The organism is Candidatus Methylacidiphilales bacterium (assembly GCA_033875315.1).
Lineage (GTDB): Bacteria > Verrucomicrobiota > Verrucomicrobiia > Methylacidiphilales > CAZTYG01 > JANRJG01.
Map to the genome: position 1 here is coordinate 1 of JANRJG010000004.1, position 25671 is coordinate 25671.

Sequence of the window (25671 nt, forward strand, 5' to 3'; positions counted from 1 at the left end):
TTACGCCGGGCTTGTGCAAGAACCTACGAAGAACTCATGCGGGCGGTCGCAGACTGCTTGTCACTGTTCACTCCACAAGAATGTATCAACTACTTCACTCATGCACATTATGTGTCTATATGATCCGGAAATGCTCTAGCCGATGTCGAGGGGAATGGGTGGTGATAGCGAATAGCGAATAGCGGATGGCGAAAAGCTCCCCGTGAGGGCGTTGCCCAACGGGGCCTTCGGGAAACTTGAATGGGGATGGAGAGAACGAGAGGGAATGGGGGGCAGTGGACGGATGACGGATGACGGATGACGTCCGCCTTCGTCCGGCTGCCGGACTTGGGCCTACGCTCTGAAGCTTCGTCCCCACAAGCTAGCGCGACCTTCGCTGCGCTACGGGTGGACGGTGGCCGGTGGACGGTGGACGGTGGACGGTGGACGGTGACTGCCGACTGCCGACTGACAGCCAATAGCCAATAGCCAATAGCTAATAGCCGATAGCTGATAGCCACGGGGAAGGGATTGCCCGTCTACAAAGGGGCGTTTTACTTCCAGTACATTTCCCGGAGGGGGTGTTCGTCGAGGAGGTTGCCCTCGATGCCGCCCAGTTTGCCGGCGTCGTAGAACATGATGCCGGTGAAGTAGTAGACGGGGGCAATCGGGCTTTCTTGGCGGACGAGGATTTCCTCGGCCTGGCCGAGCAGGGCGAAGCGGCGGACGGGGTCGGCTTCGTAGTTGGATTTTTCTATCAAACGGTCATACGCGGCATGGCTCCAGCCGGTGCGGTTGTTGCCGCGGCCGGTGACGAAGCAGTCCAGGAAAGTCAGGGGATCGGGGTAGTCGCCGACCCAACTGGAACGGGCGATGTCGTAGTCCAATTCGTCGAGCGACTTGAAGTAGGTGGCCCATTCCTGGCGTCGCAGGCCGACGTCCACGCCGAGAATCTCTTTCCACATGGCCTGGATTTCGACGGCGACCTGTTCGTTGAGGTCGGTGTGGTTGTAGAGCAATTCGGTGCGGGGGAAGCCACGGCCGCCCGGGTATCCGGCATCGGCGAGTTCTTGGCGGGCCTTTTCGGGCGAATACGTGAGCCCGGCGACGGCGGCATAGCCGGTCAAGCCGGGGGGGACGAAGGATGTGGCGGGGAGTTCGCCGGCCTTGGTGATGCGCTGGACGATGCGATCGCGGTCGATGGCGGCACTGAAGGCCCGGCGGACGCGGGGGTCGTGGAAGGGTTTGCGGGTGGTGTTGAAGCGGTAGAAGTAATTGGCCAGGAAGGTGAAGGCGTGGAAATCAGGCCGGGGGCGGAGTTTTTCGATGAGGACGGCGGGGATGAGGCTTTTGTCGATGATGAGGTCGGCCTGGCCGGTGAGGTAGAGGTTGAGGGCGGTGTTGGCCTTGGTGACGGAGAGGGCATCGATGCGGCGCAACCGGACCTGGTCTTTGCGCCAGTAGCGTTCGTTGCGGAGGAGTTCGATGCGGTCGTTGAATTTCCAGTTTTTCAGGAGGTAGGGGCCGTTGGAAACGATGTGGGCCGGGCGGGACCAGGACTCTCCGAATCGCTCCACGCTGGGGAGGTGGACGGGTTGGTAGGTGACGAAGGCGGCGACCTGGGGAAAGAACGGGGTGGGGGCGCGGAGTTCGACCCGGAGGGTGCGGTCATCGAGGACCTGGATGCCGACCTGGGACCAGTCCTTGAGTTCTCCTTTTTGGTAGGCTTCGGCACCCCGGATGAAGAAGAGGATTTCGGCGTAAGGGCAGGCGGTGGCGGGTTCGAGGATGCGGCGCCAGGACCCGGCGAAGTCGGCCGCGGTGACGGGGTCGCCATTGCTCCACTGGGCCTGGCGGAGGTGGAAGGTGTAGACCCTGTGGGAGCCGTCGTGTTCCCAGCGTTCGGCCATGCCGGGGATGATTTCGCCGGCGGCGTTTCGGGTGGTCAGGCCTTCGAAGAGGGAGGAGGAGATGCGGCCGTCGGGCTGGCCGGTGAGGACGGCGGGGTCGATGGACTGGGGTTCGGGGCCGTTGATGAAAATGAGGTCGACGTCTTTGGGCCGGCCGGTGCAGGCGTTGAGGACCAAGAGGAGTGTAAGAGAGAGGACACCCGCCTTCGCCAGGGCTTCGGCGTGGCCTTTGCTTCGCTTCGGTAGCCCGCCTTCGCTGGGGGCTACGGTGCGGCCTTCGCTGCGCTTCGGGATGACGGAGGAAAGACGGTGGGTGATGGGACTGGGAGGCATGGAAAAAAGCTGCCTACCGTCTGCGGTCCACTGTCTACTTGGCTGGCGTAGTCGCCGGAGTCGGCGCGGCAGGGGCTTCCGGAGCAGGGGCCGGAGCAGCCGGAGGGGTGGGCGCTTTTTCGACCGCAGCGGCGGGTTCGGGTTTGAGGAGATCGGAGACCTTGAACTCACTGCGGGAACGGTAGGAGTGTAGGAAGGCCAGGGCAAGTGTGCAGGAGAGGAAGATGGCGCCGAGCCAGACGGTGGCTTTGACGAGGACGTCGGAGGTTTGGGCCCCGAAGAGGGAATCGGTCATGCCGCCACCGAAAGCGGCGCCCAGACCCTCGGAACGGGGTCGCTGCATCAGGACGGCCAGGATGAGCAGGATGCTGCAAATGATGAAAACTGTGGTGACGAAATAGATCAGAATCGTGATCATGAGCGGAAGAGATTGCCGCAAGGGCAAAAGGCTGGAAAGAAGAAAATCCGGTCCGGGCGGGGGGCGTTTACAGGCCCCGGGCGAGGGTTTTGACCCGGAGGAGGAGGTTGGTGGCGGTGATGTAGAGGGTGTCGCGTTCGGGACCACCGAAGGCGCAATTGGCGGCGGTTTTGCCGGTGAGGATGGTGCCGAGGTGTTTGCCTTGGGGGCTGAGGATGAGGACCCCGCCGGGGCCGGTGGCCCAGAGGTTTCCCGCCCGGTCGATTTTCAATCCATCGCATCCGCCTTTGCGTTCGGGCGATTTGAGGCTTTGGGCGGCAAAGAATTCCCGGCCATCCACGGCCCTTCCTTCGGCATCCAGATGATATGCCATGATGCGGGAGTTGGCCGGATCGGATACGGCCACGTAGAGGGTTTTTTCATCGGGGCTGAGGGCGATGCCGTTGGGGAATCGCAGGTCGCGGATGAGCAGGCGCAGGGAGCCGGAGGTACTGAGGGCATAGACCCCGTGGAAATCGAGTTCCGGCGGGGTGGCTTTGCCGAGGCCGTAGGGGGGGTCGGTGAAAAAGAGGGTGCCATCGCGGGCCAGGGTCAGGTCGTTGGGGCTGTTGAAGCGTTTGCCCTCGAAGTGGGTGGCGAGCGCGGTGAAGGTGCCGTCGGGTTCCAAGCGGGCCACTTGGCGTTCTCCATGTTGGCAAAGCAGCAGCCGACCGGAAGCCTCCAAGGCCAGTCCATTGGATCCCTGGCTGCCGCCGTGGAAATCGCCGCTGGGTTTGAGGGCGATGGAGGCTTCGGGGTCGCCTTCCTTCCACTGGTAGACGGTGTTGGCGGGAACATCCGAGAACCAGACGGAGCCTTGCTTCCAAAGCGGTCCTTCGGCCCATTTGAAACCGGAGGCCAGATTTTCCACCCCGGCATCCGGGGCCAGGAGGGAGTCCAAGGCGGGGTCGAGTCGCTCGATGCCAAATCCGGGCGCAGGCGTGGGACCGGGAGCCTGGGCATACGAACCAGCCAGGGAACAGGCAAAAGCCGCCAGGCATAAGGATAATGCGCGGGGGAGAAGCGGGAAGGCGAGGTCCATGGGTTGCATGCGGAAACCGTGATTCAACGCTCGTCGGCACCGATACCGACGGCTCCGCCCTGAATACGGGCATCACCGAAGAAGTCTTCCTCACCGGAACCAATGATGAATCCCGGCTGGCCGAGATCCCTGACGGCGGACGCGGACCCGAGTTTGTATTGGTCGGCGTCGTTTTCGATGTCACTGGCGCTGGGGTCGGCCGGTGCGTCCACCGGGACAGGGGTGGCAAACCCCGGGTCGCCGAAGGTGGAGTTGGCGTCGGCAAGCAGTCCGGTGGCATCCGCCTGCCAGGCGGCCAGCGTGGTGTAGTTCCGGCGCAGGTTCCTTGTCACCAGCGTGAAAACGGCCGAACTATCGCCACCGTCATGATAGTATCGGTTGTAATTGAAGGCCACGCCCGCGCCGAGGTTCATCTTTTTGTAATTGGGCCTGGGCAGGTAGGGGTCGTGAACGATCATCTGCTTGAGGGTGGGATCGGCCCAGAGGATGTTGTGGGTGAAGGAACAATTGCTGACATACCATTGCAGGCTGATTTGTCCGGTGCCGGTTTGCAGCGTGTCGTTACGGTAAAAGGTGTTGTGGGTGATGGTGCAATTGCGGGTGGACCCGCGCTTGGAGTCGTATCCGCCGATGGCCAGTCCGGCCGACATGTTGTGGTGGATGAGGTTGTCGCGCATCGTGATCTGGTCGGTGGATCCCTTGGCGGCTTCGCTGGCCAGCTCGATACCGAAGTTGCAGTGAAAGACGTGGTTGCGCTCGATGATGATGTTGGTCCCGCCGTCCACATAGATCCCGGCGGCGCTGCGGTCCCCGCCGCCGGTGTCGGGATGGCCTCCGTAGGCGGGGTTTTTGTCGGTGTCGATGTTGTAGACGGTGTTTTCGCGGACAACACCCTTGCGGGCACGGTCGAGGGTTTTGCTTTTGGAGGTTTTCTCGTAGCCGATCAGGTCGATGCCGATGTTGTTGCAATCGTGGATGGTGTTGTTTTCGATGGTGAAGTTTTCGACGTTTCCGTTGAGCACGAGGGCCTCGCTGGAGCCGAGAAGGCAATCGGCGATTTCATTTCCGGCAATGGTGATATCGGAGAGGGGGATGGCTTTTGCATTGCCGTAAAAGGCGATGGCATGGGCATCGACGCCGGAGAGGGCGTTCCGGGTCTGGCGGATGTGGTGGATGAAGTTGTCGCGCAAAGTAATGCCCTTGCCACTGCCCTCGACGAGGATGCCGACGGGGACGGCGCCGGGGGCAGCGGAGGATAGATTGGCGATTTCCAGGCCCTCGATGCGGATGTAGGACGAGTTGTAAATGTAGACCAACGCACGGCCGGTGTTTGCCGGTACCGTCAGGGTGCTGCCATCCAGGAGGACGGATTCACCGGATTCCGGCTTGAGGGTGATGGGTTGGCCCTCCGAGCCCGAGCGGAAGTCGAAAGTGACGAATTCCGCGTAGGTGCCGCCACGAAGGGAGATCGTGTCGCCCGCGAGGGCGGAATTGACCGCGCGTTGGATGGTGCGCCAAGGTTCGGCCTTGGATCCGGAAGCGGTGTCATTCCCCGTGGTGGCCACCCAGTATTCGGCGGCCGGCGCGGGGGAGAGGCCGGCCAGGATGATCCCGGCGAAAAGGAGGCAACCAAGGATGGGGGTCGGCTTCATGACCCCATGATGGCCCCTGCCGGATGAAAGGCAAATTACCCTTTTTTAATCTTCGGTGAACGGGGCGGTGATGATGGTGACAAACGATTCGGCATCCAGGCTGGCACCGCCGACGAGGGCGCCGTCGATGTCTTCCTGGGTCAGGAGTTCCTGGGCATTGTCGGCCTTGACGCTGCCGCCGTACTGGATGCGGACCTTGGAGGCGACTTTGTCTCCGGCCATGTCCTGGAGAACCTTGCGGATGTGGGCGTGGACTTCCTGGGCCTGGGCGGGGGAGGCGGTCTTTCCGGTGCCGATGGCCCAGACGGGTTCGTAGGCGATGACGGCGTCGTCCCATTGTTCCTCGGTGATGTTGGCGCAGGAGCCGCGGACCTGGGTTTCGACCACGGTGCTGGTCTGGCCGGCCTCGCGCTGCTCGAGGGTTTCGCCGACGCAGATGATGGGGCGGAGGTGGTTTTGCAGGGCGGCGAGGGCCTTGGTGTTGATGAGGGCGTCGGTTTCACCGAAGAACTGGCGGCGTTCCGAGTGGCCGAGGATGACGTAACGGACAAAGAGGTCGCGCAGCATGGCGGCGGAGATTTCCCCGGTGTAGGCGCCGGAGGCCTTTTCGTGCATGTTCTGGGCGCCGAGGGCGATGGCGGTGTGGTTGCCGACGATCTCGTGGGTGACGGCGATGGCGGTGAAGGGCGGGCAGAGGACGACGTCGGCTTTGGCGAACTTGCCGAGTTTCTCGATGATGTCCGAGACCAACTGGCGGGCCTCGGTGGCGGTTTTGTTCATTTTCCAGTTGCCGGCGATGATTTTTTTACGGGCGAAGGCCATGGTTATTCCAAGGGGTGAGGGTGAATGGGGGAATTAAAATGTGAAATGTGAAATGGGGAATAGGGAATGCGGAATGGATGGGTCAGGCGTCGATGAGGTTGGCGACGCCGGGGAGGATTTTGCCCTCGAGGAGTTCGAGGGAGGCGCCGCCGCCGGTGGAGCAGTGGGTGACCTTGGAGGCGACGCCGAATTTTTTGGCCGCGGTGGCGGTATCGCCGCCGCCGACGACCGTGGTGGCGCCGCTGGCGGTGGCTTCGGCGATGGCGGCGGCCATGGCCTTGGTGCCACCGGCGAACTTGTCGAATTCAAAGACCCCGGCCGGGCCGTTCCAGATGATGGTTTTGGCGCGGGCAATGGCGGCGCAGAAGAGGGCGCCTGTTTTGGGCCCGCAGTCCAGGCCCTGCCAGCCATCGGGGATACCGGTGGTGTCGTCGGCGGGGCGGGTGTTGGCGTTGGGGTCGAATTTGTCGGCGCAGAGGAAGTCGACGGGCAGGTGGATCTGGACGTCCTTGGCTTTGGCCTTGTCGACGAGTTCCTGGACGATCTTGGCGCCCTCGGGGTCGAAGAGACTTTCGCCGATGGGCATTTGGTTGAGGACCTTCTTGAAAGTGAAGGCCATGCCGCCGCCGATGATGATTTCGTCGGCCTTGTCGATGAGGCTGCTGATGAGGGGGATTTTGTCGGCCACCTTGGCGCCGCCAAGGATGGCGAGGAGCGGGCGGCGGGGGTGGTCGATGACGGCGGCGAAGGCGTTGAGTTCCTTTTCCATGAGGAAGCCGGAGACGCGGTCGGCGAGGCAGACGCCGACGACCGAGGAGTGGGCGCGGTGGGCGGTGCCGAAGGCGTCATTGACGTAAACATCGCCGAGTTTGGTCAGGCTTTCGCGGAAGGCCCGGACTTTCTCCGGGTCGGCCTTGGTCGAGGTCCCGTCCTCATTCTTGACCTTGCCTTCTTCCTCGATGTGGAAGCGGAGGTTTTCCAGGAGGATGACCGTGCCGGGGGCGGGGGCGGCGCAGGCTTTTTCGACCTCGGGGCCGACGCAGTCGTGGAGGAAGGTGACGGGGCGGCCGAGGAGTTCCTGGAATTTGGAGGCGACCGGCTTGAGGGAGAATTTTTCGACGACCTTGCCATCGGGGCGGCCGAGGTGGCTCATGAGGACGAGGGAAGACGCGCCCTGTTCGAGGATGTATTGGATGGTGGGGAGGGCGGCCTGGATGCGGGCGGTGTTGGTGATTTCGCCGGTTTTCTTGTCCTGCGGGACGTTGAAGTCGACGCGCATGATGACGCGTTTGCCTTTGAGGTGGATGTCTCGAACGGTTTTTTTCATATAAATTTGAAATTGGGAATGGTGAATTAAGATTTTCCTGCGGTGGTTTTGGTGATGGCGGCTGGAATCTCCAGGGGAATCATCCGTTCCACCCACAGAAAAAGATGCAGGAAACAGTTCTGAACGCCCCTTGGTTGGTTATTCCCGCGCAATGGGGATGACTGAGCGGGCGAACCGGCAGGATTTCTCCAGGACGGCATCGGCTTTTTCAGTCATTCCCCATTCCGCATTTGGAATATCGAATTACTTCTTCGAAGCCATGTAGCGGACGAGGTCCACCACGCGGTTGGAGTAACCCCACTCGTTGTCGTACCAGGAAACAATCTTGAAGAAGCGTTTTTCGCCCTTGAGGTTGTTCTGGAGGGTGGCGAGGGAGTCGTAGATGGAGGAACGGCTGTCGTGGATGAAGTCGCTGGAGACCAGTTCTTCATCGGTGAAACCGAGGATTCCCTGCAGGTAGGAGGCCGATGCTTTTTTGAGGGCGGCGTCGATTTCCTCGATGGAGGTGTCTTTGACGGAGCGGAAGGTCAGGTCGACGACGGAAACATCGGCCACGGGAACGCGGAACGACATGCCGGTGAGTTTGCCCTTGGTGGAGGGGAGAACTTCGCCGACGGCCTTGGCGGCCCCGGTGGTGGAGGGGATGACGTTGATGGCCGCCGCGCGTCCGCCGCGCCAGTCCTTTTTGGAGGGACCATCGACGGTCTTCTGGGTGGCGGTGTAGGCGTGGATGGTGGTCATGAGGCCGGTTTCGATGCCGAAGCCCTCCTTGAGGAGAACGTGGACGAGCGGGGCGAGGCAGTTGGTGGTGCAGGAGGCGTTGGAGACGATGTGGTGCTTGGAAGCGTCGTACTCCTCGTGGTTGACCCCGATGACGAGGGTTTTGACATCGCCCTTGCCGGGTGCGCTGATGATGACTTTTTTGGCGCCAGCGGCAATGTGGCCCTGGGCTTTTTCAGAGTCGGTGAAGAGGCCGGTGGATTCGATGACGTAATCCACGCCGAGTTTGCCCCAGGGGAGTTCCGAGGGGTTGCGGGTGGCGGCGACGCATTTGATCTTGTGGCCGTTGACCACGAGGACGTCGGCTTCTTCGAGTCCGGGGGCGCTTTTCTCGGTGGTGACGGTGTGCTTGAATTTGCCGTGCACGGAGTCGTACTTCATCTGGTAGGCGAAGTAATCGGCGTCGGTGGCGACATCGACCACGGCGACGACGTCAATTTCTTTTCCGAGAAGGCCCTGGTCGCAAAGAGCCTGGAAAACCATGCGTCCGATGCGTCCGAAACCGTTGATACCGACTTTGATCATAAGAACTCCTGATAATGAATTGTTGGCGGGGTTGGGTTGGCTTGCCAAGGCCATGAAAAAACTAGGAAGGGCAGGGGGAAGCGTCAAACGGAAAACGGGCGGAGACGTGTGGAAAGCGGGAAAAGACGCGGATAGTAGTTCATTTACGGGTGCCATTAACCCGAATGGGCGCAACGTGCAAGGTGCGTGGAGGGGAATTCCCGGTTTGAAGGAGAAGAGGGCAGAGAGAACGGGGCTGGGAATCGCCGTCTGCGGGCTGCGGGGGCCGTTCAGTCGAGGGGAACTTGCTCGCCCGGCTTGGGGATGACGACGCGCATGGCGGGATGGCGGCGGTGCAATTCCGCCTCGAACCAAGCCAGTGCGGGGGCATCACCGTGGACCAGGAAGCAGAGGCGGGGTTGGAGGCGCCCGATGTATTCCAGGATGTCCTCGCGGTAGGCATGGGAAGTGAAGTCGAAGTGCCGGACGGGGCAGCGGACGGCCACATCATCCATGTCGATGTTGAGCCGGACGGATTCCCCCGGCGGGGTGCGGCGCAGGATGCCGGCGGGCGAATCGGGATCGCTGTAGCCGACGAAGAAGACGGCATGTTCGGGGCGGGTGAGGAATTTTTCCGCCACACGGTTGGAGGTGGTGTGTTCGGTCATCATGCCCGAGGGCAGGAGGTAGAGGTGACGGGGCTGGGGCTTGAAGCGGCCCGATTCCTTGAGGTCGAAGACCTCGGGGGAAATGTCGTCGAGGATCTGGAGGCGCGGCAACTGGCGCTGGGCGATATCGGCCAAACGGTCGTGGATCTGGGTGAAGACCTTGCCCAGGCCTCCGATCCAGAGTTTTTCGTAGGGCAGGAGGCCGCGGCGGTTGGCGTGGTGGAGCAAGGCGAGGAGTTCCTGGGTCTTGCCCATGGCGAAGATGGGCATGAGCACCGAACCGCCGCGATCGAAGACTTCGCGGATGGCTTGGAGGAGGTTGTCGGTCGATTGCTCGCGGGAAAAGCCATCGGGTTTGGGTTGGGCGCCGCGGGTGGTTTCTATGATGAGGGTATCGATCCCGGAGGCGGGCAACTGGGCACGGCCCATGAGGGTCTGGTCGTGTAGACAAATGTCGCCGGTGTAGAGGATGCGGCGCCGGCCGAGGGTCAGGTCGATGGCGGTGGAGCCGAGGATGTGGCCGGCATGGTGCATCTGGAAGGTGTGGGGATCCGGGTCGTCCGCATCGATGGGGAAGCCCTGGATGGACCAGCGGCGGTTGAGTTGGCAGGCCTGCCAGCGGGTGGAGCAGTCGTCGATGTCGCGGTGGGTGAAAAGGGGGTATTCGACGATGCGTTTCTCCTCCCGCTGGCGCTTCATGACGTTGACGGAATTGTGGAGCAGGGGGCCGGCCAGATGGTAGGTCGGCTCGCTCATGAAGACCGAGGTTTCCGGGTAGTGGTCCTGGAGGAGCGGAAGGGCGCCGACGTGGTCGTGGTGGGCGTGGGAAAGAAACAGGGCGTCGACGTTGCGACGTTTCAGAAGGTCGAGGTTGGGCAGGGCGAGGGAGCCTTCGGCCTTGGGGTGCATGCCGGCATCAAAAACCACGCCCCGGCCATCCGCCTCGAGGTAGTAGCTATTGGCCCCGATCTCGTTGCCGCGGGTGAGGTTGAGGAAAAAAGACACGGCGGGTCAATTACCGCCGAACAAATTGCCGGGGAATTGGGTTCCTTTGGCCTCGATGAGGGAGGCAAAGTAGAGGTCGCGGGCCCGCCGGGAGTTTTCCTGGGCCAGTTCCGCGGTGACGCGGGGCAGGGCTTCGGCGCGCTTGGCCGCATCGGGTTCGCCGCGGGAAGCGAGGTGGAAAATGACCACTTTGCCCTCCAACGGGGTGGGGTCGGAGATTTGTCCGGGTTGGAGCTGGATCGAGCGGTAGCGGGCGGCGTTCAGCAGGGCCGTCTGGGCTGATTTCGGATCCGGGCTGGCGACGACGAAGGCGGGAAGTTTGGCCGGGGATTGACCGGCGGCCGCGGCGGCCTGGGCGAAGGTCTTGCCAGCGGCCAATTCCTGTTTGAGCTTGGCGGTCAGGGACTCGATGGCCGCCTGGGCACGGAGGTTGGTCTCATTCTCCAGGAAGGCCTTGCGGACGTCGTCTTTGACCGAGTCGAAGGGCCGGAGTGTTGGGGGCTGCACTTCCTTCAGGCGCAGGACGGCAAAGCCTTCGTTGATCTGGACATAATCGCTCACCGGTTTGGCCGGGGTGAGGGTGAAGGCCAACTGGGCCAGCGAGGTGCCGGAAGGCCCGGGGATGACAAAGCCCTCTTTGGCGAAGTAAGGCGAGGTTTGGACCTCGAGTCCGGCTCCCTTTGCCTGGGCGGCGAAGTCGGGAAGCGGGGCGTTGCTTTCCATGGCGTTGTAGAAAGGTTCGGTGAATTGATAGGCTTTTTCGCCGAGGGCGCGGCGGGTTTTGGCGGTTTCATCCGCGGATTGGTCCTTGGGGGCGGGCGGGAGCTTGAAGAGCACGTATTCGACCTTGCGCTGTTCCGGGAGGGCGAAGCGGTCGGAGTGTTTCTCGTAAAAGGCGCGCAGGATGCCGTCGTTGGTCTCGATTTTGCCGGCCAAAGACTCGGGTGAGAGCTGGAGGTACTCCATGTTGACCGGGGCGAAGTAGTTCTTGAAGGCGGCGTCTGCTTCGGAGGGGGGGACGACCACGGTGTCCTGGAGGGACTGCATCCAGGTTTCGATCAGCACCTGTTCCCGCATGATCTCAAAAAATCGTTCCAAGCCGACTCCTTGGGGGTTGAGGACGAAATCCTGGAATTTTTTGAAATTTTCCGGCGAGAAGGTCTTCTTTTCCGGGTCTTGAAAAAGGGGTGAGTTGCGGATGTTGAGTTGGACTTCCTCGGGCTTGATGGCCAGTCCGGCCTGGTGGATCTCTTCGAGCAACAACAGGCGGAGCCAGGCCTGTTGGGAGATTTCGCGGCCAGCTTCATCGCCCGAGCCGGGGATGCGGCCAGTGGAAAGGGTGTAGGCGATGCGGGAGGCGCGGATGGCATTCTGGTATTCGGTCAGGTTGACCGGGCGGCCCTTGATTTTGGCGGCGAAAGTGGCGCCGCCCCTGCGGCCGTTGCCGGACCAATTGCCGAAGAAAACGAAGGAGACGGCGATGATGACCAGGACGAAAACGAGGATGAATTTGAGTTTTTGACTGAGGAAGGTGAGCATGGGAAGGATTTTCTCTTGTTATTTCAGAGGTGCGGGGCACAAATGGTTCATGATCAAAGTCCAGCGCCGATGGACCTGGCCCGTGACGTTGGCGGCCTTCCTGATTGCCAGCCACGCCGCCCAGGCGCAAGATAAAATCGTATTGAAGGATGGTTCGCCATCCAACGGGGAAATCACAGCCTACGATCCAGCCAGTGGGGCAGTCACCTTCAAGAACGACAAGGGGACGGTCCCGTACCCGGCGGCCACGCTCTCCAAGGTTGAACTGGGGGAGCGTCCAGAATTCGCCAAAGGAGTCGCTGCGGTGTCGGAGGAGCGCTACGCCGAGGGGGTGGACCTGCTCAAGCCCCTGGTGGACAAGTTTCTCGGGATTGATTCGCCCTGGGTTCCCCAAGCGGCAGCCTACCTGGCGGATGCCCTGGCCAAGACGGGCAAGACCTTCGACAGCGAGCAGTTGGCCGACAAGATCGTGAAGTCCTATCCCAACAGCATCTTCCGTTACCAGGGGATGATCAGCAAGGCCGCCTCCCTTTCGGCGAAGAAGAATTACGATGAGGCACTGACCTTGTTGGCCGAAGTGGAGAAAGCCGTGCCACAGACGGCGGCACCCGATGCCCGGACGATGCAGATCCTGGGGGATTTGTTTTACAACCGGGCGATCATCTACAAAGCCAAGGGTGACAAGGCCAAGGCCTACGAGTCCTTTTTGACGGTTTCGTCCCTCTATCACAAACCGGCCAAGCGCGCCAAGCTGGCCTTGGCGGAAGCTGAAGCCCTGCGCAAAGAGAACAAAGATCTCTTTGTCAATTGACGCATCATGTTCCGATCCGTCAGGCGGTCGGCGGCTGCCGCCGCCTCGTTCATCCTGTTCCTGGCCCCTGTGACGGAGTCGCAGGCGGCGGAAAAGGGTCGCACCCTGGGAGAAGTCTTCCAGGCCGGCGGACCGGTGATGTGGTTGTTGTTGTTGCAGTCGATGCTCCTGGTGGCCGTGGTGGTCGAGGCCTGGCGGCGTTTCCGGGTGGGAGAGTTGGTTCCCGCTGAGACCCATCGCGAGTTGCACCGCTGGGTCGGGGAAGGGGATCTGGCGCGGGCCCATGGGGAAAGCCGCAGCCGGAAGGATCTTTTTGCCTCGGCCATGGATGCCGCCCTGGGCCGTTTTTCCAAGGGGCAGGAGGCGGCGCGGGATGCGGCATCCGATGTGCTGCATGTTCATGCAACCCGGATGCGCGGGTGGTTGAATTACCTGTCCGCCATCGGGGTGACCGCGCCGATGCTGGGTCTGTTGGGCACGGTCATGGGGATGATCAAGGCTTTTGAAAATCTGGGCCACTCCGGCGTGGCGGACATGACCGGACTTTCCGCCGCCATCTCCGAGGTGTTGGTCACCACGGCGGGGGGATTGGTGGTCGGCATTCCCGCCTTTGTGGCCTACTACATCCTCAAGAATCACCTGGCAGATTCACTGGCCACGGCGGAAAAGGAAGTTTTCGACCTGGTGGACGCACTGCCATACGGGGCGCCGGTGGCCCCGGAACACGCGGAACCCGCCGCGCCCGCGGCATGAGGTCGCGCCGGGCGGTGGTTGACGAGCCGGGCGACGCCCCGGAATTCCAAGTATCCGCCATGGTCGACATCCTCATGACCATGCTGGTTTTTTTTGTCGCGACCGCCACGTTTGAGTATGCCCGCCAACCGGCCGACCTGGCCCTGCCCCGGGCCCGCCGGGAGGGTCCGGGGGATTCCCGGGTGGCGGGATTGGTCTTGCAACTGGAACGGGAAGGCGGGCGGATTCTGGCCGACCAGGTGCCGGTGGCCCGTGCCCGCGACCTGGTTCCTTTGATCCGGGAACGGATGCGCACCGCCAACCGGCTACGCGGACAGGGGGCGGAATTCCGTGTCCTGATCCGTGCCGACCGGACGACGCCTTACTGGCGGGTGGAGGAAATCATGCGGGCGGCGGGCGAAGCCGGGGTGGTCGATGTGTTGTTTGCCATGGAACGGCCCGGCAAGAAGGAGAAGGGGGGCGGGTCATGAGCAGGAGTAGGATTGGGCACAGGCGGATTTTGGCGGATGACGATGCGGCGCCCACGCCCCAGATCGCCCCGATGATCAACGTCATCATCGTGATGGTGGCTTTCTTTGCCGGGGGTTCCGCTCTGGGGACCTTCGAGCAGCACCTGGGCCTCAAGCTCCCGACGTTTCTCTTCGAGCGCGCCTCCACTGTGGACCGTCCACTGGTGGTTGATTTGCTGGTCAACGGCAGGTGCCGCCTGGGCGGCAGGGAATTGACGTCGGCGGAACTGGGGGAGCGCCTTGCCTCCCTGAAGCCCGCCCTGGTGCTGATCCGGCCGGAACCAGCCACGCCCCATGAGACGGTCATGGGCGCCCTGGAGTCGTGCTCCGAGGCGGGGGTGGGGCGGGTCCAGTTCGCGCCTTTGCGCTGAACACTAGTTAGGAATTTTCTCCGCCATCCCCCAGCGTCCTGCGCCGTGGTCTTGTCGGGGTGCTGCCGATCGGGATCAGGCCCGGCTGAGGTATTTTCCGGTGCGGGTGTCGATCTTGACCATCTCGCCTTCCTTGATGAAGAGCGGCACCTGGATGCTCAGCCCGGTTTCGACCAGGGCCGGCTTCTGGACGTTGTTGGCGGAATCCCCGCGGACGCCCTCGGCCGATTCGGTGACCTTGAGCAGGACCGTGGGGGGAAGCTCGATTTCCGCCACCCGGCCCTCGACAAAGACGACGTCCACGCGGCAATTCTCGGTCAGGTAATTCTTGGCATCGCCGACGATTTCATTCGTGAGGGTGATGTTCTCGTAGGTTTCCGGATTCATGAAGACCCAGTCGGCCTGGTCCTTGTAGGAGAAGTCCCATTTTTCGCGCCGGACGTCGACGATTTCGACCTTGTCGGTGGAGCCGAGGCGTTCGTCGGAGGACCGCCCGGTGTTGATCGAGCGGAGGGAGGCCTGGACGAAGGCACGGAGGTTGCCGGGAGTGCGGTGTTGGGTGTCGAGCACGATGCAGATGTCGCCCTTGTGGCGGATCGCCATGCCCTTTTTGAGGTCGTTTGCGTTGCAGCTGGCCATGTGGTTCTTTCTTTCTGGGGGTTGGAAGATTACAAAAGCTTCACTTTGGTGAGGTCCTGGACATCGATCAGACCGACGGGATGGTTGCGCCGGTCGACGACGGGAAGGTCGTTGATCTTGTGACGGGAGAGGATATTGAGCACGTCGACTGCGAGCTTGTCAACCTGAACGCGGATGGGTTTGGCGGTCATGACCTTGCCGACGGCGAGGCGTCCGACATCCTCGCTTTTTTGGTAGCCGCGGGTGAAGTCGCCCTGGGTGTAGATGCCGGCGAGTGTGCCCCGTGAATTGATGATGATGGCGGCGCCACATCGCTTGCGGGTGATTTCCGCCAGGGCGTCGCGCACCGGGGTGTTTTCCCGGCAAACGGCCACCTGCTCAATCGGACGCATGACATCGCGGATACCGAGGAGCAGATTTCGTCCGAGCGAGCCTCCGGGGTGGAAGCGGGCGAATTCCTCTTTCTTGAAACCACGGGCCTCGAGCAGAACCATGGCCAGGGCATCGCCCAATACGAGCATGGCGGTGGTGCTGGTGGTCGGGGCCAGGTTGAGCGGGCAGGCTTCCCTGCTGACAGGGACATGGAGATGGATGTCGGCATTGCGGGCCAGGGAGGAACGCGCATTGCCCGTGATGCCCACCAAGGAGGAGGCTGCGCGTTTGAGACTGGGCAGGATCCGGAGCAATTCTTCGGTTTCGCCACTGAAGCTCAAAGCCAGGATGACATCGGCCTTGCCGACTACACCGAGGTCGCCGTGGGTGGCGTTGAGGGCGTTGAGCACCACGGCGGGACACCCGGTGCTGGTCAGGGTGGCCGCGATTTTGTCGCCGATGTGGCCCGACTTGCCGACCCCCACCACGATGACTTTTCCCCCGCGACGGCAGGTCTCCATGAGGCAGGTGACGGCAAGATCAAAGGAGGGGTCGAGCTTGGCGCGAAGGGCGCGGAGTCCGGCGATTTCCAGATCGATGACTTTCCGGGCCCGGGTTCGCATACGCATGGGGGACCATGAAATCGAAGGATGCCCCCCTATGCAATGGCGATTTTTACTGAAAGTGCGAAATGAGCCTTTTTTCTCTTGCCACGGGAGCTTTTGTCACGATTCACCAGCCCCCTGCTGGCAAATGTTGGATTATCGTTGACACCACAACATGTGGTAGTATGGTCATTCCCTGCTTATACATATAGTATGGTTTAAGTCAGATTCTAAACAATTTCCGATAAAATAATTAACCCTTGGAAATCAACGACTAAAGGAGATTCCGCCATGATTCAACCCACCACCGCCGTCGACGTAAGTGCCCCATCGCAAAATCGTTTGGCCCGATTGGGTCTCAAAGGAGTCGGCGAGGGCATGAAGTTCGAACGTTGCTTCAGCCGGGCCGGGTTGCATCCCTTTGACGAGATCGAATGGGAACTCCGCACGGCCGAGATCACGGACGACTCCGGCAAGGTGATCTTCAAGCAGGAGAATGTGGAAGTGCCGAAGTCCTGGAGCATCCTGGCGACCAAGATCGCGGTTTCGAAGTATTTTTACGGAGACATCTCGCAGGGAACGGATCCGGCCCACGGTGGGCGGGAAAATTCCATCCGCCAATTGGTGCACCGCGTTTGCCGCACCATCGCGGACTGGGGATTGGCGGACGGTTATTTTGCCTCGGACGCGGATGCGGAGGTCTTTTACGAGGAGTTGCTCTGGCTGTGCGTCAACCAACACGCCGCCTTCAACTCACCGGTTTGGTTCAACGTCGGCCTCTTCCACCAATACGGCATCGGCAAAAACAGCAGCCGCGGCAATTTCTATTTCAACCGCGAAACCGGCCAAGCGGAGCGTGCTCCCACCCAATACGAATACCCCCAGTGCAGTGCCTGTTTCATCCAGAGCGTGGACGACAACATGGAATCGATCATGGAACTGGCCCGCAGCGAGGCCATGTTGTTCAAGTTCGGCTCCGGCACCGGCAGCGACCTGTCCACCCTGCGTTCCACGCGTGAGAAAATGAGCGGGGGTGGGCGCCCCAGCGGTCCTCTGTCCTTCCTCAAGGTCTATGACCAGATCGCCAACGTGGTCAAATCCGGCGGCAAAACTCGCCGCGCCGCCAAGATGAACACCCTCAAGGACTGGCACCCCGACATCGAGGAATTCATCGATTGCAAGCAGAAGGAAGAAAAGAAGGCCTGGGCCCTCATCGAACAGGGTTACAACGGCAGCTTCAACGGCGAGGCCTACGGTTCGGTCATGTACCAGAACGAAAACCTCTCCGTGCGGGCCAGCGATGCCTTCATGGAAGCGGCCATCCACGACGGCGAGTGGTGGACCAAGGCGGTGCGCGACGGCGCGCCGGTCGAGAAAAAGAAGGCCCGTGAACTCCTGCGCAAAATCGCCGAGGGCACCTGGATCTGCGGCGACCCGGGGATGCAGTTCGACGACACCATCCACAAGTGGCACACCTGCAAGGGTACCGACCGGCAGCACTCGACCAACCCCTGCTCCGAGTACCTTTTCCTCAACGACACGGCCTGCAACCTGGCCTCGATGAACTTGATGAAGTTCAAGCGGCCTGATGGATCGTTCGACACAGTCCGTTTCCGCGCGTCGGTGCGATTGCTCATCACGGCGCAGGAAATCCTGGTCGACCGGGCCAGCTATCCGACCGACCCCATCGCCGTGAACTCGCACATCTACCGCACGCTCGGCCTTGGTTACGCCAATCTGGGTTCGCTCATCATGAGTTACGGTCACAGCTACGATTCCAATGAGGGGCGCGGACTGGCCGGCGCCATCACCGCCCTCATGACCGGCACCGCCTATGCCGTCAGTGCCGAACTCGCCGCGCAGGTGGGGCCTTTCCCCGGGTACCACGATGCGGCCATCCCCTCGATCCCGAAGCCGCTGGCCCCGGACAATGTTGAATCCATGCTCGAGGTGATTTCCCTGCACCGCCAGGCCGTCCTCGAAATCGACCCCAGCTGCCCGGATGAACTCCGGCTGGCCGCCGCGCACGCATGGGACCGCGCCCTGGACCTCGGTCGCGAACATGGTTACCGCAACGCCCAGGTCACCGTGCTTGCCCCCACCGGAACCATCGGCTTCCTGATGGATTGCGACACCACCGGGATCGAGCCCGACATCGCCCTGGTCAAGTACAAGCTCCTGGCCGGCGGCGGGATGCTCAAGATCGTCAACAACACCGTTCCGGCAGCCTTGAGGAACCTGGGCTACTCGGAAGAGGAAATTCAGGGCGTGGTCGCCCACATCGAAAAATTTGATACTATCGAAGATGTGGAGGAAAATGGCGCCTGGGTGCGTTCCGGCCTCAAGCCCGCCCATGTGGGTGTCTTCGACTGCGCCTTCAAGCCCGCTCGCGGCAAGCGTTCACTCGGCTTCCAGGCCCACATCGGCATGATGGCCGCGGCCCAGCCCTTCCTCTCCGGGGCAATCTCGAAAACGGTCAACCTGCCGCACGAAGCCACCGTCGAGGACATCATGGACACCTACATCCAGGGTTGGAAGATGGGCCTCAAGGCCATCGCCATTTACCGCGACGGTTCCAAGCGCTCCGCACCCTTGAACGTCAAAAAGACCAAGGACATGGGTTCGAAGGAAGAGACGGTCGCGGTCGAGTTGGCCAAGGAAGCCGGCATCCCGCTTCCGGTGCGCCGCCGCATGAGCGACACCCGCATCTCCATCACCCACAAGTTCGACATCGCCGGCCACGAGGGCTACCTCACCGTCGGCCTTTTTGACGACAAACAACCCGGGGAGCTCTTCGTCACCATGGCCAAGGAGGGCAGCACCATCGGCGGCCTGATGGATTCCATCGGCACGCTGACTTCGCTTTCACTGCAATACGGTGTCCCCCTCGAAGCCATGGTCAAGAAATTCGCCCATGCGCGCTTTGAACCCAGCGGCTTCACCAAAAACCCCGACATCCCGATCGCCAAATCGATCATCGACTACATCTTCCGGTGGCTGGGCAACCAGTTCATCGAGGGTTACCGCGAAGCCAATTCCCCCAACGCCCACCAGCAGGAACTTCCTTTGAAGGAAGTGGCCGAGGCGGAGAAAAAAGCCCTCAACAAACCCGTGGCCGACCTGGCCATCGAGGGCGACCCCCAGGTCCAGCACCACCGCACGGTCATGCTCAAGTCCGCTTCGGCCTCGTCCAAAGGCGAGGAAGGCGACGAACTGACCATCCGCTTCCGCGATGGCATCACCTGTCCGGAATGCGGCAGCAGCAAGATCAAGCACACCGGATCCTGCGCCACCTGCCTCAATTGCGGCGCCAGTCTCGGCTGCAGCTAATCCTGCGGCCGGCCCTGCCCCGCATGTAAACCATCCCGTCTCCGCATGACCGATGCGGAGACGGGGGACTGGCGGCGTTGGCGCATTTTCCCGGTTTCCTTCCTGCGTGTAGGGGTTTTCCAAGCGCCCACTGCGGTTGAAAACCCGTGGATCCCAGCGGGGCGGATGAAGTTGGATCGCCCATTTCTAAACCCTTGTTGGAAAAGGCCTTAAAATGGACCAAAACCCCAAAAAACCGTTGCAGACACGTCCCCGATTTGTGACAATTGACCCTTATGGCAGATGCGGACAAGCGACCTAACACCGGCGTATCAAATGTGAATTATGACGCCTCGAAACTGGGCAAGTTGGAAGGCTTGGAGGCGGTCCGGAAAAAGCCCGGGATGTACATCGGGGGCACGGACGAGCGGGCGCTCCATCATTGCGTTTCCGAAGTGTTAGACAACTCGGTCGACGAGCACCTGGCCGGTTTTTGCTCGCGCATCGAGGTCACCATCCACGTCGACGGTTCGATTTCCATCCGTGACAACGGCCGCGGTATCCCGGTCGACATCCACCCGCAGTACAAGATTCCCGGGGTGGAAATGGTCCTGACCACGCTCCACTCCGGCGGCAAATACGGCCAGGGAGGTTACAAGTTCTCCGGCGGCACCCATGGCGTCGGCGCCAAGTGCGTCAACGCCGTTTCCGAATGGTTCGAGGTCGAGGTCTCCCGCGATGGCAAGGTCCACCACATGGAATTCGAGCGCGGGAAGACGATCAAAAAACTCGAGGTCATCGGCAAGTCCAAGCAGACCGGTACACTCATCACCTTCAAGCCCGACGCGGAGATCTTCCGCGAGACGGTGGAATTCAAGTCCGAGCGGATCGCCCAGCGCCTGCGCGAACTGGCCTTCCTCAATTCCGGGTTGGAAATCGTCTTCAAGGACGAACGGGGCACCGACGCTGAGGAACGATTCCTCTACAAGGACGGGGTGGAAGAGTTCGTCAAACAACTCAACAAATCCAAGGCCGTCGTCAATGCCAAGCCGATTTCCATCCGCCGCGAAGCCGAGGTGGCGATGGATGAGAAGAAGGTCGAGATCCATCTGGAGGCCGTGCTCCAATACAACGACGGCTACAACGATCTGGTGTTTTGTTACACCAACACCGTCCACAACCCCGACGGTGGCACCCATCTGGTCGGTTTCCGCACCGCCTTGACCCGCTCGATCAACCAATACGCCAAATCGAACAATCTCCTCAAGGAAAAGGACCCGAGCATTTCCGGTGATGACGTCCGCGAGGGCCTGACCGCGGTCATTTCCATCAAGCACACCGACCCCAAGTTCGAATCGCAGACCAAGGTGAAGCTGCTTTCGCCGGAAGTGGAGAGCATGGTGTCCTCCGCCACTTACGAGGCCTTGATGATGTTTTTCGACGCCAACCCCGGCGTGGCCAAGAAGGTCATCGACAAGTCACTGACGGCGGCGCGCGCACGCGAGGCCGCGCGCAAGGCCCGCGAAGCCGTGCGCAAGACGGCCATGTCCGGCGGCGGACTCCCCGGCAAGCTGGCCGACTGTTCTTCCCGCAATCCGGAGGATTCCGAGTTGTTCATCGTCGAGGGCGACTCCGCCGGCGGCTCGGCCAAGCAGGGCCGCGACCGCCAGCACCAGGCCATCCTTCCCATCCGCGGCAAGCTGATCAACGTCGAGAAGGCCCGTCTGGACAAGGTGCTGGAAAACAATGAAATCCGCACCATGATCACCGCCGTCGGCACCGGCATCGGCGACGGCGAGAGCGAGGGGGCCTTCAAAATCGACCGCCTGCGTTACCACAAGATCGTCATCATGACCGACGCCGACGTCGACGGCTCCCACATCCGCACCCTTCTCCTCACCTTCTTCTATCGCCAGATGCCCGAACTGGTGAAGCGCGGCTTCATCTACATCGCCCAACCCCCGCTCTATTCCGTCCTCCGGCGCAAACGGCTGGAATACGTCGACGACGACAACGCCCTGAACAAGATCCTCATCCAACTGGGCTGCGAGGATGTGCGGTTGCGCAATCTGGCCGACAAGAAGGAACTGAACTCCAAGCAGCTCATGGAGATCCTCGAACTGCTCAACAGCCTGGACAAGTTCAGCAAGGCCATGGCCGGGCACGGCGGGGACTTTGCCCAATACTTGGAACACCGCGACCCCAAGAGCCACGAACTTCCCCGCCACCTGGTCAAGATCCGCGAGGGGAACAACGAGTCGGTGCACTACTTCGTCACCGACGCCCAATTGAGCAAGTTCGCCGAGGCCAATCCCGATTTGCCCATCTTCGAACAACCTTCCGAGAAGGAGGAGGAACCTGCGGCCAAATCCAAGGATGCCAAAGACGCCAAGGACAAGCCCCGCCGCCGATTCAAGCTGGTCGAACTCCACGAAACCAAAGCCATCAGCGAGTTGTTGGGCAAACTGGCCAAGAAGGGACTGGAAATCGAACATTACAGCGCCGCGGACAAGCCGCTCTTCGAAATGATCGAAGGGGAGGGGGACAACGCCAAGGTGAAGCCGCTCTTCGCCATCCCCGAGATCCTCAGTTCGGTCAAAGAAATCGGCAAGGGCGGGGTCCAAATCAAGCGGTTCAAAGGTCTTGGTGAAATGAACGCCAAGGAGCTTTTCGAGACCACCATGGACCCGAACAAGCGCAAGCTGCTGAGGGTTTCCATCGATGATGCCGTCGAAGCCGAGGAAATGTTCAGCAAGCTCATGGGCGATGAAGTTGAGCCACGCAGACAATTTATCGAAGATAACGCCCTCAATGTCAGGAACTTGGATGTGTAGTCACGCTGAAATAAATTTAGTCTTGAGATGTGACCACGCTGGACTACATTAGACCCATGAAAAGCAAGTCGCTCTACAGGGAAGGTAAAAGGGAGGTGCGCAGCAGCCGTATCCAGGAATCTGCCGTGATGCTGCCCGGCGTGGGCCGCACATTCAACGTGCGCGTGGCCAAAGCCCAGTTGTCCGGTTTGCTGGACTTGGTTGCCAGCGGGGAAGAAGTGGTGCTGACGGCGGATGGCAAGCCCAAGGCACGCCTCATACCCTACAAGCCCAAAAGCAAACCCTTCAAGGTGGACTGGGAGCACCTCCGCTCCATGCCCATGAACACGGGGCCCAGCGCCACTGAAATCGTGCGTGCCGACCGGGACGCCAGGGGCTGGTGATGTATCTGGACAGCAGCGTCATCGTCAAACTCCTGGTCCCGGAAGGCGACACGGACCATTATGCCGCCTTGGTCGAAGGCCATGATCTGCATTCTTCCGATCTGGCCTTCACCGAGGTCTTCTCCGCCCTTTGCGGCCAGGAACGCGGGGGCCATCTCCGCCCGGAGAACCGCAAGCGCGCCTGGGATCTCTTCTCGACTTGGGTGCGCGAGGGTGACCTCACCCTCCACGCCTTCCAACCCTCCGTATTCCAAAAGGCCCAACAAATGATCGCCCTCTGCCATCCGCCGGTCGGAATCCACGCATTGGATGCGCTCCACCTCGCCGTCTGCGACCTCCACCAGGACTTCCCCCTCGTGAGCAATGACCAGCGCATGCTCGCCGCCGCTGCCCGCCTCGGGATCCCCACCGCATAATCATTCAGCATTCAGAAATCAGTAATCAGAAATTTACCTATGGCCAATCAAGATCCCCCCAGCTCCCTGTTTTCGCAGGGTGAACGCATCGACCGCATCAACGTTGCCGACGAGATCAAGAACTCGTTCCTCGACTATTCCATGTCGGTCATCATCTCCCGCGCCCTGCCCGATGTACGCGACGGACTCAAGCCCTCACAGCGGCGAGTCCTGCTGGCCATGCACGACCTCAACCTTTACCCCGGACGCCAACACCGGAAATGCGCCAAGATCTGCGGGGACACCTCGGGCAACTACCATCCCCACGGCGAGGCTGTCATTTATCCCACTTTGGTCCACATGGCCCAGCACTGGGCCATGCGCGACACCCTCATCGACGGCCAGGGCAACTTTGGTTCGGTCGAGGGCGACCCCCCGGCCGCCATGCGTTACACCGAGGCCCGCCTGACCCACCTCGGCGCCCTCCTCATGGAGGACATGGACAAGGACACGGTCAATTTCGTCCCCAACTACGACGAAACCCGGGAAGAGCCCGTCGTTTTCCCCGCCGCCTTTCCCAATCTCCTGGTCAACGGCGGCACCGGCATCGCGGTCGGCATGGCCACCAACATCCCGCCCCACAATCTGGGCGAGATCGTGGACGGCATCTGCGCCCAGATCGACGATCCCGAGATCACCATCAAGGCCCTGATGAAGCACATCAAGGGCCCGGATTTCCCGACCGGTTGCACCGTGCTCGGCCTGGAAGGAGTGCGCAATTACTTCAACGGCGGCAAGGGCAGCATCAAGGTCCGCGGCCGCATGCACACCGAGGAACACAAGGGGGGCAAGGAAGTCATCGTCATCACCGAGATCCCGTTCAACGTCAACCGCGCCGAATTGGTCAAACGCATCGCCGAACTCACCAACGACAAGGTCCTCGCCGAGGTCAGCGATGTGCGCGATGAATCGGACGAAAACACCCGCGTGGTCGTCGAACTGAAACGTGACGCCGTGACCAAGGTGGTCATCAACAAGCTCTACCAGCACACCGCGCTGGAATCCTCCTTCTCGGCCAACGTCCTGGCCATCGATGGCGGCCGCCCGAAGACACTCAACCTCAAGGAACTGATCAACTGCTACATCGAGCACCGACGCGAGGTCATCCTGCGCCGGACCCGCTTCGAACTGAACAAGGCCGAAGCCCGCGCCGAGACGTTGGAGGGTTATCTCATCGCCCTGGCCAACCTCGACGACTTCATCGACATCATCCGGAAGAGCCGCAACCGCGACGAGGCCCGTCTCAAGCTCCTCGGCTACGAATTCCCCCGCAAAGTCGTGGAAAAGTTCGGTATCACCATCCGCAACGAGTCACGTCTGCAAAGCGGCCGCTACATCATCTCCGAGCAGCAGGTCGATTCCATCCTCGAGCTACGTCTTTACCAGCTCACCGGAATGGAACGGGAGAAGATCCAGGGTGAATACAAGGAACTGCTGGAGCGGATCGAGGATTTGATGGACATCCTGGCCAAGGAATCGCGCGTGCTCTCCATCATCAAGGAAGAGCTGCGCCGGGTGAAGGAGAAGTACGCCACCAAGCGCCGCACCGACTTCGCCGCCGACGAGGGCGACATGGCCATCGAGGACCTGATTGCCAACGAGGCCGTCCTTATCACCATGACCCACAACGGCCTGATCAAGCGCACCAATGTCTCCAGCTACCGCGCCCAGAAGCGTGGCGGCAAGGGGGTCATCGGCATGACCATGCGCGAATCCGAGAAACCCGAGGAATCGGATTTCATCGAGCACCTCTTCTCGGCCTCGACACACGACTACCTGATGTTCTTCACCAACCTCGGGCGGGCCTACGTCGAGCGCGTCCACTCCATTCCCGACATGGGCCGCAATGCCAAGGGCAAGTCGATCGCCAATGTGCTTTCGCTCAAGACCGGCGAAACCGTGGCCGCCCTCATCCGCATCCCATCCAAACGCGACGGCAAGGGCGAGGACATCACGTGGGAATCGGAAGAGTTCCTGTTCTTCGCCACCCAGCAGGGCACGGTCAAGAAAACCGCCCTCAAGGACTTCGCCAACACCCGGGCGGGGGGGATCATCGCCATCGGCATCGAGCAGGGCGACCTGCTCATTGATGTGAAACTCACCGACGGCAAGCAGGAGCCCGTGCTCATCACCGCCGAGGGCATGAGCATCCGCTTCGAGGAATCCGATGTCCGTTGCATGGGACGTCCCGCCGGGGGCGTCCGCGGCATCAGCCTCGACAAGGGTGACAAGGTTGTCGGTATCGCCATGGCCCAGAACGACGCCACCCTCCTGGTGGCGGGCGAGAACGGCATCGGCAAGCGCACCGGCTTCGATGAATACCGCACCCAGTCGCGCGGCGGTAAGGGCATCATCACCATGAAGACCGGAGACAAGACCGGTCGCGTGGTCGGGGTGCTGACCGTCCGTGACAGCGACGAGATGATGCTGACCACGCTCAAGGGCCAGATGGTCCGCATCAGCGTGGCCGGGGTGCGCGAGTGTGGACGCAACACCCAGGGCGTGAAGTTGGTCACCCTGGACAGTGGAGACAAACTCACCAGCATCGCCCCGGTGGTCTCAGTCGACCAGGAAGACGAAATCGAGGGCGAAGTTTAAGGCTTCCCGCCCCA

The 25671-nt window shown here is 61.4% G+C and carries 20 protein-coding genes; 9 read left to right on the top strand and 11 right to left on the bottom strand.

Annotated features, from left to right (window positions below; genetic code table 11):
- Window positions 1-533: 533 nt before the first annotated feature.
- The 9 genes from SFU85_01250 to SFU85_01290 form a co-directional block, all read right to left on the bottom strand.
- The gene (locus SFU85_01250; GenBank protein ID MDX6765395.1) at window positions 534-2222 is read right to left on the bottom strand and encodes a peptide ABC transporter substrate-binding protein; all 1689 of its coding nucleotides are present in this window, start codon (window positions 2220-2222) and stop codon (window positions 534-536) included.
- Window positions 2223-2256: 34 nt separating this feature from the next.
- Window positions 2257-2640 (bottom strand): preprotein translocase subunit SecG, encoded by a 384-nt coding sequence (secG, locus tag SFU85_01255; protein ID MDX6765396.1) that lies wholly within the window; start codon window positions 2638-2640, stop codon window positions 2257-2259.
- 67 nt (window positions 2641-2707) lie between these two features.
- Window positions 2708-3730 (bottom strand): SMP-30/gluconolactonase/LRE family protein, encoded by a 1023-nt coding sequence (locus tag SFU85_01260; protein MDX6765397.1) that lies wholly within the window; start codon window positions 3728-3730, stop codon window positions 2708-2710.
- 14 nt (window positions 3731-3744) lie between these two features.
- Window positions 3745-5373 (bottom strand): right-handed parallel beta-helix repeat-containing protein, encoded by a 1629-nt coding sequence (locus SFU85_01265; GenBank protein ID MDX6765398.1) that lies wholly within the window; start codon window positions 5371-5373, stop codon window positions 3745-3747.
- 45 nt (window positions 5374-5418) lie between these two features.
- Entirely contained in the window at window positions 5419-6195 is a 777-nt protein-coding gene (gene tpiA, locus SFU85_01270) for a triose-phosphate isomerase (protein MDX6765399.1), read from the bottom strand.
- A gap of 82 nt (window positions 6196-6277) precedes the next feature.
- Complete coding sequence (gene pgk, locus SFU85_01275; GenBank protein ID MDX6765400.1) at window positions 6278-7522, bottom strand: phosphoglycerate kinase; 1245 nt, start codon at window positions 7520-7522, stop codon at window positions 6278-6280.
- A 243-nt stretch (window positions 7523-7765) separates the two neighbouring features.
- Window positions 7766-8827 (bottom strand): type I glyceraldehyde-3-phosphate dehydrogenase, encoded by a 1062-nt coding sequence (gene gap / locus SFU85_01280; protein MDX6765401.1) that lies wholly within the window; start codon window positions 8825-8827, stop codon window positions 7766-7768.
- A 269-nt stretch (window positions 8828-9096) separates the two neighbouring features.
- Window positions 9097-10479, bottom strand: a complete 1383-nt coding sequence (locus SFU85_01285; GenBank protein ID MDX6765402.1) for an MBL fold metallo-hydrolase — start codon at window positions 10477-10479, stop codon at window positions 9097-9099.
- 6 nt (window positions 10480-10485) lie between these two features.
- The gene (locus SFU85_01290) at window positions 10486-12018 is read right to left on the bottom strand and encodes a peptidyl-prolyl cis-trans isomerase (GenBank protein ID MDX6765403.1); all 1533 of its coding nucleotides are present in this window, start codon (window positions 12016-12018) and stop codon (window positions 10486-10488) included.
- Window positions 12019-12067: 49 nt separating this feature from the next.
- On the opposite strand from SFU85_01290, the gene SFU85_01295 reads away from it, so the two are divergent.
- Genes SFU85_01295 through SFU85_01310 form a run of 4 tightly spaced genes read left to right on the top strand, consistent with a single transcriptional unit; the run spans window position 12068 to window position 14462 of the window.
- Window positions 12068-12829 carry a tetratricopeptide repeat protein gene (locus SFU85_01295; protein MDX6765404.1) on the top strand — a complete coding sequence of 254 codons (762 nt, stop codon included), beginning with the start codon at window positions 12068-12070 and terminating at the stop codon, window positions 12827-12829.
- Window positions 12830-12835: 6 nt separating this feature from the next.
- Complete coding sequence (locus SFU85_01300; GenBank protein ID MDX6765405.1) at window positions 12836-13582, top strand: MotA/TolQ/ExbB proton channel family protein; 747 nt, start codon at window positions 12836-12838, stop codon at window positions 13580-13582.
- A complete protein-coding gene (locus SFU85_01305) occupies window positions 13579-14052 on the top strand; it encodes a biopolymer transporter ExbD (GenBank protein ID MDX6765406.1) in 474 nt (157 codons plus the stop codon). The genes SFU85_01300 and SFU85_01305 overlap by 4 nt, the downstream gene beginning before the upstream one ends.
- Window positions 14049-14462, top strand: coding sequence for a biopolymer transporter ExbD (locus tag SFU85_01310; GenBank protein ID MDX6765407.1), 414 nt, complete (start codon window positions 14049-14051; stop codon window positions 14460-14462). Before SFU85_01305 ends, SFU85_01310 begins: the two co-directional genes overlap by 4 nt.
- 75 nt (window positions 14463-14537) lie before the next feature.
- Here the strand turns inward: SFU85_01310 and efp are convergent, their stop codons facing one another.
- Window positions 14538-15101, bottom strand: a complete 564-nt coding sequence (gene efp / locus SFU85_01315; protein ID MDX6765408.1) for an elongation factor P — start codon at window positions 15099-15101, stop codon at window positions 14538-14540.
- Between the two features lie 29 nt (window positions 15102-15130).
- The gene (locus tag SFU85_01320) at window positions 15131-16102 is read right to left on the bottom strand and encodes a KpsF/GutQ family sugar-phosphate isomerase (protein MDX6765409.1); all 972 of its coding nucleotides are present in this window, start codon (window positions 16100-16102) and stop codon (window positions 15131-15133) included.
- A 267-nt stretch (window positions 16103-16369) separates the two neighbouring features.
- Between SFU85_01320 and SFU85_01325 the strand changes: the two genes are divergently transcribed.
- The 5 genes from SFU85_01325 (at window position 16370) to gyrA (ending at window position 25657) form a co-directional block, all read left to right on the top strand.
- Window positions 16370-19408 (top strand): vitamin B12-dependent ribonucleotide reductase, encoded by a 3039-nt coding sequence (locus tag SFU85_01325; GenBank protein MDX6765410.1) that lies wholly within the window; start codon window positions 16370-16372, stop codon window positions 19406-19408.
- A 275-nt stretch (window positions 19409-19683) separates the two neighbouring features.
- Window positions 19684-22221, top strand: coding sequence for a DNA topoisomerase (ATP-hydrolyzing) subunit B (gene gyrB, locus SFU85_01330; GenBank protein MDX6765411.1), 2538 nt, complete (start codon window positions 19684-19686; stop codon window positions 22219-22221).
- A 56-nt stretch (window positions 22222-22277) separates the two neighbouring features.
- The gene (locus SFU85_01335) at window positions 22278-22604 is read left to right on the top strand and encodes a type II toxin-antitoxin system prevent-host-death family antitoxin (GenBank protein ID MDX6765412.1); all 327 of its coding nucleotides are present in this window, start codon (window positions 22278-22280) and stop codon (window positions 22602-22604) included.
- Window positions 22604-23020: a type II toxin-antitoxin system VapC family toxin gene (locus SFU85_01340; GenBank protein MDX6765413.1), complete on the top strand. Its 417-nt coding sequence runs from the start codon at window positions 22604-22606 to the stop codon at window positions 23018-23020. The genes SFU85_01335 and SFU85_01340 overlap by 1 nt, the downstream gene beginning before the upstream one ends.
- 39 nt (window positions 23021-23059) lie before the next feature.
- Window positions 23060-25657, top strand: a complete 2598-nt coding sequence (gene gyrA / locus SFU85_01345) for a DNA gyrase subunit A (protein MDX6765414.1) — start codon at window positions 23060-23062, stop codon at window positions 25655-25657.
- Window positions 25658-25671 lie beyond the last annotated feature (14 nt).

What these genes read in the sequence shown, in the direction of transcription:
- gap (MDX6765401.1), bottom strand. Translation starts at nt 8,827, where the DNA reads ATGATCAAAGTCGGTATCAACGGTTTCGGACGCATCGGACGCATGGTT.
- SFU85_01340 (MDX6765413.1), top strand. Translation starts at nt 22,604, where the DNA reads ATGTATCTGGACAGCAGCGTCATCGTCAAACTCCTGGTCCCGGAAGGC.
- SFU85_01295 (MDX6765404.1), top strand. Translation starts at nt 12,068, where the DNA reads ATGATCAAAGTCCAGCGCCGATGGACCTGGCCCGTGACGTTGGCGGCC.
- SFU85_01335 (MDX6765412.1), top strand. Translation starts at nt 22,278, where the DNA reads ATGAAAAGCAAGTCGCTCTACAGGGAAGGTAAAAGGGAGGTGCGCAGC.
- gyrB (MDX6765411.1), top strand. Translation starts at nt 19,684, where the DNA reads ATGGCAGATGCGGACAAGCGACCTAACACCGGCGTATCAAATGTGAAT.
- SFU85_01260 (MDX6765397.1), bottom strand. Translation starts at nt 3,730, where the DNA reads ATGCAACCCATGGACCTCGCCTTCCCGCTTCTCCCCCGCGCATTATCC.
- tpiA (MDX6765399.1), bottom strand. Translation starts at nt 6,195, where the DNA reads ATGGCCTTCGCCCGTAAAAAAATCATCGCCGGCAACTGGAAAATGAAC.
- SFU85_01290 (MDX6765403.1), bottom strand. Translation starts at nt 12,018, where the DNA reads ATGCTCACCTTCCTCAGTCAAAAACTCAAATTCATCCTCGTTTTCGTC.
- SFU85_01310 (MDX6765407.1), top strand. Translation starts at nt 14,049, where the DNA reads ATGAGCAGGAGTAGGATTGGGCACAGGCGGATTTTGGCGGATGACGAT.
- SFU85_01265 (MDX6765398.1), bottom strand. Translation starts at nt 5,373, where the DNA reads ATGAAGCCGACCCCCATCCTTGGTTGCCTCCTTTTCGCCGGGATCATC.
- SFU85_01305 (MDX6765406.1), top strand. Translation starts at nt 13,579, where the DNA reads ATGAGGTCGCGCCGGGCGGTGGTTGACGAGCCGGGCGACGCCCCGGAA.
- secG (MDX6765396.1), bottom strand. Translation starts at nt 2,640, where the DNA reads ATGATCACGATTCTGATCTATTTCGTCACCACAGTTTTCATCATTTGC.
- SFU85_01325 (MDX6765410.1), top strand. Translation starts at nt 16,370, where the DNA reads ATGATTCAACCCACCACCGCCGTCGACGTAAGTGCCCCATCGCAAAAT.
- gyrA (MDX6765414.1), top strand. Translation starts at nt 23,060, where the DNA reads ATGGCCAATCAAGATCCCCCCAGCTCCCTGTTTTCGCAGGGTGAACGC.
- SFU85_01320 (MDX6765409.1), bottom strand. Translation starts at nt 16,102, where the DNA reads ATGCGTATGCGAACCCGGGCCCGGAAAGTCATCGATCTGGAAATCGCC.
- SFU85_01300 (MDX6765405.1), top strand. Translation starts at nt 12,836, where the DNA reads ATGTTCCGATCCGTCAGGCGGTCGGCGGCTGCCGCCGCCTCGTTCATC.
- SFU85_01250 (MDX6765395.1), bottom strand. Translation starts at nt 2,222, where the DNA reads ATGCCTCCCAGTCCCATCACCCACCGTCTTTCCTCCGTCATCCCGAAG.
- pgk (MDX6765400.1), bottom strand. Translation starts at nt 7,522, where the DNA reads ATGAAAAAAACCGTTCGAGACATCCACCTCAAAGGCAAACGCGTCATC.
- efp (MDX6765408.1), bottom strand. Translation starts at nt 15,101, where the DNA reads ATGGCCAGCTGCAACGCAAACGACCTCAAAAAGGGCATGGCGATCCGC.